Raw genomic sequence first — 13,538 nt, 5'->3', positions numbered from 1 at the left:
GCACCAGCCCTTTGGCCTGATCCGCCTCCTCATTCTGCCCGTGCCGGAACGGCGGGGATGTTCGGAGGATGTTGGATCTGCCGGATACTGATATATGTTGATCGATCGGTCCACCCCTTGCCCGCGACACAGCCAGCGCCAGCACGGGGTGGATCGATCGCCACAAATCACGCGAGCCGCAGCTCCGGCAGCGGCGCCTTGACTCCCGTGGCCACCTTGACTCCCGCGACCGGCGCCGCGACGGCCGGCTGGATCACGCCCCACGGCGTGCGGAACGCCTGCTTGAGGGCCTCGTCGAGGCGCCACATCTCGGCGGCGCCGGCGAGCCGCACCCAGAAGTTCTCCCGCACGCCGTCGATCGCCGTCAGCCCGAGCTGGACCCCTGTGCGGCTGGGCTCGGGGGTCCAGGTCACGTCGGCGAGCTGGTGGAGTTCGGCGTTGAGGTGCAGGGAGACGCGGCGCAGGACTGCGGACTCGCCCGTCACGACGAGCCGGTTGCGGGTCAGCATGAACACGTTGCGGCGGTGCTGGCGGGATTGGCAGCGCGCGACGACCGCGACCTCGTCCCGATCACCGGCACAGCCGCGCAGGACCCGGGCATGACGGGTGACGGTGGTGGCGGGCAGCTTGCCGAGTGCGGTGGCGGTGAGGAAGGTCTTCGTGAAGCTGTCCAGCGCGTCCATACCGTACGCAACGATGATCCTGTCCGACCGACACGCCTTTCCGGCGCCGGCCTTGTGGCCGTGGTGCCGCGACACTCCCACGATGTCCGGTTCGTTCACCACCACGGCCACAAGGCCGGCGCACATCGAGTGCGACGCCGACGCACCCGGGGTGAGGCTGACGCGGCGCGTCCCCCTTGTGCCTACCGGGTCAGGAAGTGGACGGCCGGGCGCTCGGGCGCAGCGGAGCGCAGGCGGTCAGGGCCGCCGCCACTTTGGCGTCCGAGGAGTCGAGCTGGTCGACCGGGCCGCTGACAGTCACGCCGTGCTCGCTCAGGCAGTTGCGGAAGGCAGCGTCGCGGCCGCCGCCGTTGGCGCCGCCGCCGTTGCCCGGGAACGCGGTCGGGCGCAGCGACTCGCACGCCTTCTGCGCCTTCTCCCAGGTCTGCTGGTCGACGCCGTTCGGGGCCGCGGTGCCGAAGAACCCACCGCCGCCGGGCCCACCGCCGCGGAACCCGCCGCCGCCGGACGGGCGCGGCTCGCCGGAGGGCCGGGCGGTCGGAAACCCGGACGGGCGGCCGGAGGGCCGGTTCGAGGGGTTCATCTGCGGCAGGTCGACCCCGTTGTTCCGCAGGCAGGACGCGTAGTCAGTGCCACCCGACGCCCCGGGACCGGCGGCCGGCGCCGTGTCGTCCGACAACCCGCAGGCCGCCGCGAAGATCGCCGCCGCGGCGACCGCCAGCACGGCACCGCCGATCCGCTTGTTCATCACGCGAGTGATGGAACGAGGCCAACCTCGACGCCCCGTCGGCCGAACCTCAAAATTGCGTCACAACACCCTGGGTGCCGGCGTCCGGTTCACCACTGGAGCCGACGGAAAGCCCAGCGCGCCGCATCCGGGCGAGACCGGCGTGCGGGAAAGTGCCCAGGCTGGATCGGCACGCCGCACGCGGGCACCCGGCGGGTCTGAGCGCAGGTGCCCCCGGCGCCGGGCAGTCCGGGCGCAGGCCCGCCCGAGGCCGAGCCGCGGGCATAAGAGTGCCGCGGTGACGGCCACGATGACCTGCCCGCTGGCCCCGGACCGCGCTGCCGTGGTCATGCCCCGCCGTCGCCAGGGCCCGCGACCGCGTCAGCCGGATCGTGGAACCTCTCTAGAGATACATGCCCGTGCGTTCGCTGTCGCTGCTGATCGCCGGCTTGGGCTTGTCGCCCTCGCCGAAGAAGCGCTTGCCACCGAACTCCCCGTGGAGGCGGTCGTCGAGCTCGTCGGCCAGCCCGGTCATCACCTGCACCGCAAGCATCAGGTGGGTGGGCTGGAAGTCGCGACCGAACACGGGCACGGAGGCCCAGACGGTGTCGTTGGTGCAGTAGAGCCGGCCGATCGGCATGCGGTTGGTGAGCTCGGACAGCTTCACGAAGAGCCGCTCCGTGGGCTCGACCTCGGTGAGGATCGGCGAGAACACGTCGACCAGCGGCGGGTTGTCCCGGACCCGCACGAACACCATCGCCGAGCCCGACCGGATGCCGATGTCGCCGTCCGGGTCGATCGGCAACTCCTCCGGCGTGGTCTTCATGAGCCGCGCGACGACGGTGGTCACCTTGTCGTACAGCGGCAGGTCGTCGGTCTGCGTCGCGAGTTCCTTGAGCCCGCTCTGACCGGCGGCCGGCCGGGCGACGGCAACAACACCGTCACCGTCGCCGTCCGCGTCGGCGATCGTGGCCAGGGACCTCGCGACACCCAGCGACGGGAGCGGTGCCACCCGGCCGTGGGCGTCGTGGGCGAGATACGTCAGGAAGGCCGGGTGCGGCGTGCCGTAGATGTCGCGCAGGGTCCGCGTGACCAGCCGGCTCAGCTGGGCCGCCTCGCCCTTCGGCACCCGCAGCCCGAACGACTCGCCGGAGCCGGGCACGACCCCGGGCGGCGACCAGCCCAGCGCGACGATCTCCGCGATGACGGTCCGGTCGAGCCGGTAGGCCGCCGGAAGGTCCGCGTTGCCGACCGCCGTGGCACTGAGCATGCCGTCTTCCTCGCCGCTCACCTGGACCGAGTAGACGGCGTCGCCGGTGCCGGACGCGGTCGGATCGAGGGTGAGGTCGAGCGTGGTGCCGGGCTGCAGATCACGCAGCCCGTCGACCAGATGCCGGGCGAAGTCCCGCCAGGCCTCGGCGACTTTCTCCTTCAGGTTGCCGCCGGCCGGTTCCTCGTCGTCGAACAGCGCCGTCTCATACGACACGACATCGTCCTGGTCACCCGACATGATCGCCTCCTAACCCCGGCTCTCACCCTATCCAGCCTCGATCGTCCCCTCAGCCCGGGTGGCCAGACGGGTGAGCACCTCACGGCTGTGCTGCGGATCCGCTCCCCGGCCGATCGCCAGCCCGAGGAGGAACGCCGTCAAGGGCGCCCCGGGCCGGGCGACGTTGTGGGCGACGTCGCGGGCGAGCGCGAGGATCGCCGTCCGCTCGTCCACCGTGAGCGACGGCACCCCCAGCGTCCTGGCCGCCTCGTCCAGCCACGTGTCCAGCCGTGCACCCGATCGTTCGTCACTCATGCGCGCTCCGCATTTCGCAGGTCATCCTCCGTGTCGCAGTCGAAGTAGGGCGGCGCACCGGCGTCGCCCCACCGCACTTCCCGCACGTCGAGCCCGTCGACGAGCGCCCGCATCGACTTGCCGGCGGGCTCGCCGATCCGCCCGACGGCGTCCTTGAGGGCAGCCGTCCGCCAGGCTCCGCACAGCAGTTGCCGCCTGCCGTCGTCGTCGACGAACACCGCCCCGTCGTGCCGCCCGATCGCACCCAGCAGCGTCGCGACGGCCCGCGCGTCGAGGTGCGGCAGGTCGGCCGCGAGCAGCGCCACGACTTCCGCTCGCACGAGCCCGAGCCCGGCCGCCACGGCGGCCGCCGGCCCGCCGCCGGGGGGCTCCTCCTGCACGACCCGCACCGAGTCGGGCAGTCCGTCGCGCCGCGGCCCGACGACGATGACGTCCTCAACCACCGAACCGCCCCGCCCGGCGCCGTGCACGGCGGCGAGGACCCGGCTGATCATCGGCACGCCGGCGACCGGAACCATCGGCTTGTCCCGGCCTCCGAGCCGGCGGGCCGCCCCACCGGCCAGCACCACGGCCGCGAACCGGGTCACCGCGCCCACCTCCGCCGACAATCGCGGCCCTGTCCGTGACCCGTTCGCCAGTGGGGGTTGTTGGCCGTCAACACAACCAGAACCTACCGTCGAGCCAGGGTGCGGAAACCGACCATCGGAAGGACAAATACATGGGCCGTGTCACGCAACGGCGCACGATCGTGCGGGTCACGGTCGGTGCGGGCGACGACGGATCGGAAGTCGACGTCAAGCGGTCGCCCGACAGCCTGGCCGCCGAGGAGCCGCTCGAGATCCGCATCGGCCCGGGCGGAGGCGCACGCCCGCCGCTGACGGTGACCATGCGCACGCCGGGCGACGATCTCGACCTGGCGATCGGCTTCCTACTCACCGAGGGCATCATCCGCCACTCAGGCGACGTTCAGACCGCGCAGCTGTGCGCCGGCGACCAGGAGCCGAACACCTACAACGTTGTCGATGTCGTGCTCTCCCCGGGCGTCCCGGCGCCGGTCGTCGACCCGAGCCGGAACTTCTTCACCACCTCCTCGTGCGGCGTCTGCGGCAAGGCCAGCATCGACGCCGTCCGCACAAGATCCCACTTCGACGTCGCCGCCGACCCGGTCACCGTCGCGCCGGCCGTGCTGGCCTCCCTGCCCGACGCGCTGCGGCACCGGCAGCGGGCCTTCGCCACGACCGGCGGGCTGCACGCGGCGGGCCTGTTCACCGCGGCCGGTGAGCTCGTCTGCCTGCGCGAGGACGTGGGCCGGCACAACGCCGTCGACAAGGTGATCGGCTGGGCTGTCCGGCAGAACCGGCTGCCCCTGGCCGGTCACGTGCTGATGGTCAGCGGCCGGGCCAGCTTCGAGCTCTGCCAGAAGGCGTGGATGGCGGGCATCCCGGTGCTGGCCGCCGTGTCGGCGCCCAGCACCCTCGCCGTCGACCTGGCCGAAGAGGCCGGCCTGACGCTGGTCGGCTTCCTGCGCGGCCCGACCTTCAACATTTACGCCGGCGCACAGCGCGTCGACGGGACTGTCCCAGCGGCGGAAGCTCTGCCGGTGGCACTGCCCGGTCAAGGATCTCGGCCATGAGCTTGGCGCCGTTGTAGTCGGGGTCGGCGTCCAGTGCCCGGTCGACCGCGACGCGGGCGCGCAGCCCGTCGCCGGCCCGCCAGTGGAGATATCCCAGCAGCATGGCTGCCGGCGCCACCATCCCCGGATCGGCCCGGCGGACCAGGTCGGTCCACAGCCGCAGGTGCACCGCGCGGCCCCGCCGTCCGTCCCGGTCGATGCGCAGCCAGGCCCGGTCGCGGAACGCGAGCACCTGCAGCAGCACGGTCAACCATGCCACCTCGTCGTCGGTGAGCCGCTGATCGGCGCGGTAGCGGGCGACGGCCTCGGCGAGCGCGGCCGTCCCGGCACTCATCACCGCCGGGACGACGTCACGGCCGGTGGCCAGGCGCACGAGCCGGAGACCGGCCCGGTCGGTGGCCTCCTGGATCGCCGCCAGCCCGGACCCCTCGGGACCGGCGAGGCTGCACACGACGGCGTCCCGGTCGGGCAGCGCGACCATGCCCGCGACGGTGGCCTCCACGGCGGCGGTCGAGGTCTGCACGTCATACGCCCGGCCTTCCGGCGGGCAGCACTCGGCCGAGCCGCACAGCAGCGACCAGTAACGTCCCTCGTGCGCCCGCAGCATCTCGGGCACGTCGATGTCGTGCCGCAGCATCGCCGCGCGGGTCGCGAACAGGAACGGGCCGGTCGGCTCGGCGGGCCCGTAGCCGATGAGCAGGGCGGCGTCGACGTTGTGGTGGGCGAACATGCATGCGTACTGCTCGGCGAGCACCTCACCGTCGTCGCGGTCGTCGGGCAGGTCGCCGCGGACGTGGAACCGCAGGCCCGTGCCGCGCAGGCCGAGCACCACGAGGCTGTTGGCGGGGTGGAAGCCGAGCAGGTAGGGCGTGGCGGACAGAATCTCGGCAGGTCCGCTCAGGCGGAGCCAGGGCAATGCGGCAGTGGTCGTCATGACAAAGACACTCGTCGCCGGCTGCGGCAGGCGGAACGAGCGGTTTTCGGCTGTGGATAACGCCCGTTTTTATCCACAGCCCGGCATCAACGCTTGACGGGCGCCGACCGGTTCAGTAGCGGAACCGCAGGTCGTACAGGTCGATGCCGTCACGCCAGGTGTCGCTCTTGCGGTTCAGGTCGATGGCGAGCGTGACCCGGGCGAGGGCGTCGTAGCCGGCCGCGTGCAGGCAGTGGATGGCATCACGGTTACGGGCCGCGGGCGAGATGCTCAGCCGGCCGAGCCCGCGCCGGCGCGCCTGGTCGGCGACGTGCGCCAGCAGCGCCCGCCCGATGCCGGCACCCCGGCGGGCGGAGGCGACCACCAACGGCTCGACCTCGCCACCGCGGCCGTCGAGGATCAGCCCGACCATGCCGACAACACCCCCGGACGGGCCGGTGTCCTCGGCCACCCACATGCCCGACAGGTCGAGCCGGGTGAGGTACTCCTCGAAGGCGGCACCTGGATCCACGTCGGCGACGGGCGCCGACCCGGGATAGAGGCTCTCGTACTGCTCGGTCAGCTCCGCCCAGAGCTGGCGGCAGTCACGATGGTCCGTGGGGCGATAGGCGCGGATCGTCACGGCCGCCGTCCCGGTCCTGTCCGCCATGGTTTCCGTCACGACCGCCACCACCTGCGAAGACGCTGGGTCATAACCCATCCTTACTCCGGTTCGACCCGTCGCGACACCCACATCGCGGTATTGCTACCAACCGCGGCTTTTGCAGCATCACGCGGATAGCGACCATACAGTTACCGAAACAGGTCGATCGGCGATACGATCGGATCGGCTCGCAGCTAAAACGACGAAGGGACAGCCGGTCGGGGCTGTCCCTTCGCTGTTGTCAGGCGTAGGTCGACATGGTTACGGCAGGCGGAATTCGCCGTCCGTGTCGACCGCGGCGAGGAAGGTCTCCCATTCCGCGCGGGTGAACCGCACAAGTCCCGCATCCGGGGCGTTGGAGTTGCGGACCTCGACGACGCCGTCGACGAACCGCGCCTCGACGCACTGTCCGTTGTTGCCGCTTCGGGTGGGCTTGTGCCACCGCTCGTTGAGCGCAGTCATCTGCGCACTCCTTCAGGTCAGGCCGTCTCAGACACCGCGAGCTCGATCATCTTGATCGACTCGAATGGGCTGAGCGCGGCGGCTCGCAGACTCTCGAACACGTCGTTGTACCGCTGGACATCTCCGGCTTCCTGGTAGATGTCACCGGCCATGGCCTCGGCATACACGACGCTTGGTGCACCTTTGAACCTGAGGATCGCGAACGACCCGGCCATGCCGGCATACGCCCCTCCGGAGAAGGGCAGGACCTGGATCGTCACGTTCCTCGCCCGGCCCATGTCGGCCAGGTGCTTCAGCTGCGACCGCATGATGTCGGGTCCGCCGATGAGGCGACGGATCACGCTCTCATCCAGGACCGCGATGAACTGCAACGGGTTCTCGGCGCGGTTGAGCAGGCCCTGTCGCTCCCGCCGCGCGTTCACGTGCGCCTCCACGGCGTCCTCCGACTCCCCCGGGGAGGCCGCCGCGAGCAGGGCGCGGGTGTATTCCTCGGTCTGCAGCATCCCGGGCACGACCAGCGCCTCGTAGTCACGCATCTCGATCGCGTTGGATTCCAGGCCGATATACCGGGAGTAGCTGCTGGGCAGATCGCCGTAACGGGCGAACCAACCGCGCGTCTTGCCTTCACGCGCGAGCGCGATCAATGTCTCGATGTGCTCACGGTCGGTTACCTCGTAAATCTCCAGAAGGCGCTCAAGCGTGCTGCGGCGAATGCCTACCTTGCCGCCCTCCATCCGGCTGATGGTGCTCGGTGAGCAGTCGAGCTGCAGCCCGACGTCCTCCGTGGTGAGTCGCGACTTCTCACGCAGCGCTCTCAGCTGTTTGCCCAACTGGAATCGTGGGAACGTGGGGCTCTGGGCGCTGGACACCGCTCACCTCCATTACTCAAGACGAGTGTGTCCGTTACCGGGGTGCCGCGCAAGCATGTCCACGGCTAAGCGATTGGCTTGCTCTACTCAACTTCGCCAGAACGTATTGCCCGCGGAAACCTGCACGTGCATTCTGGAGCGGTCAGATCCCTCCTCAGCCCGAGGGAGATCAGTCGTGCTCGAGGACGACAAGCTCCTCCTGGAAGGCGCACCGCGCCTCTTCGGCATTGTCGCGGATCCGGATGATGACGACCATCCGCAGGTCGTCGCGTGGGGACACGAGCTGCCCGATCAAGCGGTGCTGACCTGGCGGCTCGGCAACGGCAAGTCCGAAGTGATGACGTTCCGATCCGCCGAGGCCGCACTCGCCACCGCGCAGCAGCTCTTCAGCGCCCGCCTGCTGTGGACGGCGCCTGCGGCCCAAGGCATCTGACCAGCGAGAAGCGGCGGGAGGAACCACGATGGCCGTCATCTACGACCACGCGGTGACCGATGCCCGACGCCGCGTGGAGCGACACCGGCCGACACCCGGACCGCAGGTCACGAGCTGCAGCGCCGGCTGCGGGCGGTGGCCCTGCAAGCCGTTCTCGACCGCCTGGGTTGCGATCACCCGCAACTCGCACACTCGCGCCGACCGCTGAGGACCCCGCCGGCGCCGAGCCCAACCGCTCAGGGACGGCAGCCCGGACCAGCGGTTTCGGCCCGATCGATCGAGCCTGACGGATTGGTCCGCCAGAGGGACGCACGCCGCGTGCCCCGCGTCGACTCCTGCTTGCCCTTCAATCCGTTGTCCCAGCCGGGCCACGCCCGGTCCTGGATCGGAACCCCGGACGCCGGCGGCCGACCCCCGGCAGAGCCACCGGAAGGGCCGCCCGACGAACCGCCAGGCGAGACGGCCGGCGGTGGAGTTGCCGGTGGCGGCAACCCCTCGACGGTGGCCTGCTTCGGCGGCCTGGTGCCCGTACCGACGGAAAGACCGCCGCCGGAGCCACCGGAGACACGGGCGGACGTCCGCGGCCGGCCGGGCGGCTGCGGTGCCGCCGGGACCGCGGCGAGCGAGTTCCGGTCGGGCACGCCGGACGGGTGCAGGCCGGTGCGCGGCGACGAATCCACCACGACCGGACCCGGGCGCGGCTCCGCGATCACCGGAATCCGCGACCGCGACGTGCTGTCGAGCGTCGCACTGCCCGCGGCCACGACGATCATCGTCGGTACCGATGTCAGCGCCACCAGCAGCGCGGAGATCAGCAACGGGCGCCGGTTCGGCGAAAACGAACGGTGCGTCCGGACGTCGTCGGGGGAAGAGGAGCCGGGAGAGGAAGGCAACGCGAGAACTCCAAGTATCCGGGGACGTAAGGAACAACGTCGGGTGATGACAGGAGGATCTGCCCGGACTAGGGGGATTTTTCGGCATCCGCCATCGGAGGAACCGGAACTCCATGGTGTCGATCGACACGCGTTCTGCGATGCTGGACACACACCGGCAACGGGGCCGTAGCCTCCGCATACCCTGCGAGGCAGGGGCCCTCGGGGCCGGCTCCCGGGCATGATCCGTCGTGCCCACCCGCGACGTGCCGACCCCACCGGGTTGCCGCGTTGCAGCCACCCCCGCTGCGCGGCAGGGTCACCCCCGCTGCCGACGCGAGAGACGACAGGGAGAAACGGATGGCGAAGGGCGAAGCCAAGGCCCGGACGCACAGGACACGGGCCGTGCCTGAACCCGCGTTCGTGCAGCTGCTCACCCCCGAGGGCGACCGGGTCGATCACCCCGACTACACGGTCGACTTCACCGAAGACGAGTACCGGTCGCTGTACCACGACCTCGTCGTGGTCCGGAAGCTCGACGCCGAGGCGACCGCCCTGCAGCGTCAGGGTGAGCTGGGCATTTGGGCGAGCCTGCTGGGCCAGGAGGCGGCCCAGGTCGGATCCGGCCGGGCACTGCGACCGCAGGACATGGCGTTTCCGACGTATCGCGAACACGGGGTCCTCTACTGCCGCGGAATCGACCCGATCATGCCGTTGGGCCTGTTCCGGGGCGTCAATCAGGGCGGCTGGGACCCCAACGAGTTCAAGTTCAACTTGTACACGATCGTCATCGGGGCGCAGACGCTCCACGCGACCGGCTACGCCATGGGCATCACCAAGGACGGCAAGGTCGGCTCCGACGACGGCGAGGCGGTGATCGCGTACTTCGGCGACGGCGCCACCAGCCAGGGCGACGTCAACGAGGCGTTCATCTGGGCGTCGGTCTTCAACGCGCCGCTGGTCTTCTTCTGCCAGAACAACCAGTACGCGATCTCCGAGCCGCTGGAGCGGCAGACCCGCGTGCCCCTGTACCACCGCGCCAGCGGCTTCGGCTTCCCCGGCCTGCGGGTGGACGGCAACGACGTGCTCGCCTGCTACGCGGTCACCCGCAAGGCGCTCGACGACGCCCGGCACGGCCAGGGCCCGTCGCTGATCGAGGCGTACACGTACCGCATGGGCGCCCACACGACGTCGGACGACCCGACCCGCTACCGCATCGCCAGCGAGGTCGAGGCCTGGCAGGCGAAGGACCCGATCAAGCGGCTGCGTGCCTTCCTGGAGAAGCAGGGCATGGCGAAGGCCGACTACTTCGACGCGATCGACGAGGAGGCCCGGGTCGCCGCCGTCGAGCTGCGCGAGCGGGTGCTCAGCATGCCCGACCCCGACCCGATGACGATGTTCGAGCACGTCTACCCGAACGGTTCGCCGGAGCTCGACCAGCAGAAGGAACAGTTCGCGAACTACCTTGCGTCGTTCGAGGGGAGTGGGCACTGATGGCCGAGACCCTGTCGATCGGCAAGGCGCTCAACACCGGCCTGCGCCGGGCGATGGAGCGCGACCCCAAGGTCCTCATCATGGGTGAGGACGTCGGCAAGCTCGGTGGCGTCTTCCGCATCACCGACGGCCTGCAGAAGGACTTCGGCGAGGACCGCGTCATCGACACCCCGCTCGCCGAGTCGGGCATCATCGGCACCGCGGTCGGCCTCGCCATCCGCGGCTACCGGCCGGTCTGCGAGATCCAGTTCGACGGGTTCGTCTACCCCGCCTACGACCAGATCGTGGCGCAGGTCGCCAAAATGCACTACCGCTCGAAGGGCAACGTCCGCATGCCCATGGTCATCCGCATCCCGTTCGGCGGCGGCATCGGCGCGGTGGAGCACCACTCCGAGTCGCCGGAGGCCTACTTCGCGCACACGGCCGGCCTCAAGGTCGTATCGTGCGCGAACCCCGACGACGCGTACTGGATGATCCAGCAGTCGATCGAGTCCGACGACCCGATCATCTTCCTCGAGCCCAAGCGCCGCTACTGGGAGAAGGGCGAGGTCAACGTCGATACCGCGAGCCTGCCGCTGCACGCCTCGCGGGTGGCCCGGCCCGGCACCGACGCGACCGTGATCGCCTACGGCCCGATGGTGCGCACCGCGCTCGACGCCGCCACCGCCGCGACCGAGGACGGCCGGAACATCGAGGTCATCGACCTGCGCTCGCTCTCGCCGCTCGACCTGGCCCCGGTCTACGCGTCGGTGCGCCGCACCGGCCGCGCGGTCGTCGTCCACGAGGCGCCGGTCAATCTGGGCCTCGGCGCCGAGATCGCGGCCCGGATCACCGAGGAGTGCTTCTACTCCTTGGAGGCTCCGGTCCTGCGGGTCGGCGGCTTCGACACCCCCTACCCGGCCGCCCGGGTGGAGGAGGAGTACCTGCCGGACCTCGACCGGGTGCTCGACGCCGTCGACCGCTCGTTCGGGTTCTAGGGGGCCGCGTCGTGACCAGAGTCAAGGAGTTCAACCTGCCCGACCTGGGCGAGGGACTCACCGAGGGCGAGATCCTCAAGTGGCTGGTCGGCGTGGGCGACACGATCACGCTCAACCAGCCGATCGTCGAGGTCGAGACCGCGAAGGCCGCGGTCGAGATCCCGGCGAAGTGGGCCGGGAAGGTCACCCGGATCTTCCACCCGGAGGGCACGACGGTGGAGGTCGGCCAGCCGATCATCGCCATCGACACCGACCCCGCCGCCGGCGACCTGCCCGCGCCGTCGGCCGCGTCGCTCGCCGCCGTCGAGGTGGCCGGCGACGGCCCGGTCGAGCCCGGCCTGATCGGTGGTCCCGCCCCGGGCGGCCGCACCGCGGTGCTCGTGGGTTACGGCCCCAAGACCACGGTGGCCAAGCGCCGTCCCCGGAATTCCGGTCCAGGAGTCGTACCGGACGTGCCCGCACCGGCACCCCAGCCCGCTCCGGAACCGAAGCCGGCCCCGGCACCGGCGCCGCCCCGCAACGGTGCGGTGCTCGCCAAGCCGCCGGTCCGCAAGCTCGCCCGCGACCTCGGCGTCGACCTGACCGGCATCTCGGGCACCGGTCCCAACGGCTCGATCACCCGCGACGACGTGCTCGCGTCCCAGACGCAGGCTCCCGCCGTGACGCCGGCCCGGGTCGCCGTCCCCGGCGAGCGGGAGGAGCGCATCCCGGTCAAGGGCGTGCGCAAGCTGACCGCCGAGAACATGGTGGCCAGCGCATTCACCGCGCCGCACGTGACCGAGTTCCTGACGGTCGACGTCACCCGCTCGATGAAGGCGCTCGAACGGCTCAAGGCCCACCGCGACTGGCGCGACGTCCGTGTCTCGCCGCTGCTGCTGGTCGCCAAGGCCGTCCTGCTGGCCATCAAGCGCCACCCGATGGTCAACTCGTCCTGGCAGGACACCGAGATCGTGCTCAAGCGCTACGTCAACCTCGGCATCGCGGCCGCCACCGAGCGCGGCCTCATCGTGCCGAACATCAAGGACGCGCATGAGCTGACCACCCGCGAGCTCGCCGACGCGCTCAACGGACTGGTGAAAACGGCCCGCGACGGCCGGACCCCGCCGGCCGACATGACCGGCGGCACGTTCACGATCACCAGCGTCGGCGTCTTCGGCGTCGACTCCGGCACGCCGATCCTGCCCCCGGGCGAATCGGCGATCCTGGTGTTCGGCGCGGTCCGTGAGCAGCCCTGGGTGCACAAGGGCAAGATCAAGATCCGTCAGGTGACCACCCTGGGCCTGTCGTTCGACCACCGCATCATCGACGGCGAACTGGGCTCGAAGTTCCTCCGCGACATCGGAGCGTTCCTCGAGGACCCGGAGGGCGTGCTCCTGGCCTGGAGCTAACACTCCGGCGGCCGACCCGAGCAGGCCAATCCGTCGACAGTGGCCCCGCGCTGAGCACGGGGCCACTGTCATGTGGCCGACGAACTGGGCGTTTGCCGAGGTGTCTGACCTAAGAATCTTCGGCTGGTGGGCCGCATCACTTGATAATCGCTGGATTTGGATCTTTCTCAGGCGATGTAATGGATGAGAGACAAAGACCTCCTTACATCGACCCGAGGAGCCGGTCATGAGCACCTTCATCGAGCGTTACCGCGCGCGCCGCAAAGCCGCCCGCCGTCTCGACGCCATCGAGCGCGCCATCGCCAAGAACCCGTCGAGCGCCCTCCGCGACGAACTCCACGCCATGCTCAGTCGCGATTGACCCATGGCCACACCCGCAGCACCCCGAACCGCCCCGGTCCGCTCCTCCCCGGACCGGGGCGGCTTTTTCGTACCGCTAACGTGTGGTCACTTCCGGGTTCGTGCCGACGAACCTCGGCAACGGCTCTGCCATGTCCGTCCCACGTCGACTACGGTCGCAAGGGTCTGACCAACAGGAGGCTCGCATGACGTCCGACCAGTCCCACCCGTCCGACACGGACGACGGTGCGGCGGCCACGCCGCAGGTGGGCAAGCCCCC

General features: G+C 70.4%; 15 protein-coding genes. 6 read left to right on the top strand and 9 right to left on the bottom strand.

The genetic code is table 11. The features are described 5' to 3' along the window. Positions 1-167: 167 nt before the first annotated feature. From Dfulv_RS00630 to mobA, 5 genes are all read right to left on the bottom strand, one after another. A complete protein-coding gene (locus tag Dfulv_RS00630) occupies positions 168-683 on the bottom strand; it encodes a hypothetical protein (RefSeq protein WP_259860633.1) in 516 nt (171 codons plus the stop codon). Positions 684-873: 190 nt separating this feature from the next. Continuing rightward, complete coding sequence (locus Dfulv_RS00625) at positions 874-1,431, bottom strand: hypothetical protein (RefSeq protein WP_259867302.1); 558 nt, start codon at positions 1,429-1,431, stop codon at positions 874-876. 382 nt (positions 1,432-1,813) lie between these two features. After that, positions 1,814-2,920, bottom strand: a complete 1,107-nt coding sequence (locus tag Dfulv_RS00620; protein ID WP_259860632.1) for a YbjN domain-containing protein — start codon at positions 2,918-2,920, stop codon at positions 1,814-1,816. A gap of 27 nt (positions 2,921-2,947) precedes the next feature. Then, positions 2,948-3,214 carry a DUF6457 domain-containing protein gene (locus Dfulv_RS00615; RefSeq protein WP_259860631.1) on the bottom strand — a complete coding sequence of 89 codons (267 nt, stop codon included), beginning with the start codon at positions 3,212-3,214 and terminating at the stop codon, positions 2,948-2,950. After that, a complete protein-coding gene (mobA, locus tag Dfulv_RS00610) occupies positions 3,211-3,783 on the bottom strand; it encodes a molybdenum cofactor guanylyltransferase (RefSeq protein WP_319805824.1) in 573 nt (190 codons plus the stop codon). The genes Dfulv_RS00615 and mobA overlap by 4 nt, the downstream gene beginning before the upstream one ends. Before the next feature lie 149 nt (positions 3,784-3,932). Between mobA and fdhD the strand changes: the two genes are divergently transcribed. Continuing rightward, positions 3,933-4,847, top strand: coding sequence for a formate dehydrogenase accessory sulfurtransferase FdhD (fdhD, locus tag Dfulv_RS00605; RefSeq protein ID WP_259860629.1), 915 nt, complete (start codon positions 3,933-3,935; stop codon positions 4,845-4,847). Here the strand turns inward: fdhD and Dfulv_RS00600 are convergent. The 4 genes from Dfulv_RS00600 to Dfulv_RS00585 form a co-directional block, all read right to left on the bottom strand. Then, on the bottom strand, positions 4,753-5,781 hold the full coding sequence (locus Dfulv_RS00600; RefSeq protein WP_259860628.1) for a DUF4192 domain-containing protein: 1,029 nt from the start codon (positions 5,779-5,781) through the stop codon (positions 4,753-4,755). The genes fdhD and Dfulv_RS00600 overlap by 95 nt on opposite strands. 112 nt (positions 5,782-5,893) lie before the next feature. Beyond that, entirely contained in the window at positions 5,894-6,442 is a 549-nt protein-coding gene (locus tag Dfulv_RS00595) for a GNAT family N-acetyltransferase (protein WP_259860627.1), read from the bottom strand. A 243-nt stretch (positions 6,443-6,685) separates the two neighbouring features. After that, positions 6,686-6,886 carry a DUF397 domain-containing protein gene (locus Dfulv_RS00590; RefSeq protein WP_259860626.1) on the bottom strand — a complete coding sequence of 67 codons (201 nt, stop codon included), beginning with the start codon at positions 6,884-6,886 and terminating at the stop codon, positions 6,686-6,688. 17 nt (positions 6,887-6,903) lie between these two features. Next, positions 6,904-7,755 (bottom strand): helix-turn-helix domain-containing protein, encoded by an 852-nt coding sequence (locus Dfulv_RS00585; protein ID WP_259860625.1) that lies wholly within the window; start codon positions 7,753-7,755, stop codon positions 6,904-6,906. Positions 7,756-7,930: 175 nt separating this feature from the next. Here Dfulv_RS00585 and Dfulv_RS00580 point away from each other — a divergent pair, with 175 nt between their 5' ends. The 5 genes from Dfulv_RS00580 (at position 7,931) to Dfulv_RS00560 (ending at position 13,280) form a co-directional block, all read left to right on the top strand. Continuing rightward, positions 7,931-8,188 (top strand): hypothetical protein, encoded by a 258-nt coding sequence (locus Dfulv_RS00580; protein WP_259860624.1) that lies wholly within the window; start codon positions 7,931-7,933, stop codon positions 8,186-8,188. Positions 8,189-9,420: 1,232 nt separating this feature from the next. Further along, entirely contained in the window at positions 9,421-10,554 is a 1,134-nt protein-coding gene (gene pdhA / locus Dfulv_RS00575) for a pyruvate dehydrogenase (acetyl-transferring) E1 component subunit alpha (protein WP_406567909.1), read from the top strand. Beyond that, a complete protein-coding gene (locus tag Dfulv_RS00570) occupies positions 10,551-11,531 on the top strand; it encodes an alpha-ketoacid dehydrogenase subunit beta (RefSeq protein ID WP_259867299.1) in 981 nt (326 codons plus the stop codon). Before pdhA ends, Dfulv_RS00570 begins: the two co-directional genes overlap by 4 nt. 11 nt (positions 11,532-11,542) lie before the next feature. Then, positions 11,543-12,919 (top strand): dihydrolipoamide acetyltransferase family protein, encoded by a 1,377-nt coding sequence (locus Dfulv_RS00565; RefSeq protein ID WP_259860622.1) that lies wholly within the window; start codon positions 11,543-11,545, stop codon positions 12,917-12,919. 226 nt (positions 12,920-13,145) lie between these two features. Next, on the top strand, positions 13,146-13,280 hold the full coding sequence (locus tag Dfulv_RS00560; RefSeq protein WP_259860621.1) for a hypothetical protein: 135 nt from the start codon (positions 13,146-13,148) through the stop codon (positions 13,278-13,280). Positions 13,281-13,538: the final 258 nt, after the last annotated feature.

Origin of the sequence: Dactylosporangium fulvum, from assembly GCF_025137375.1 — a bacterium.
Taxonomy (GTDB): domain Bacteria; phylum Actinomycetota; class Actinomycetes; order Mycobacteriales; family Micromonosporaceae; genus Dactylosporangium; species Dactylosporangium fulvum.
Note: the sequence above shows the minus strand (reverse complement) of the source record. Positions and strands in the feature narration are given on the sequence as shown.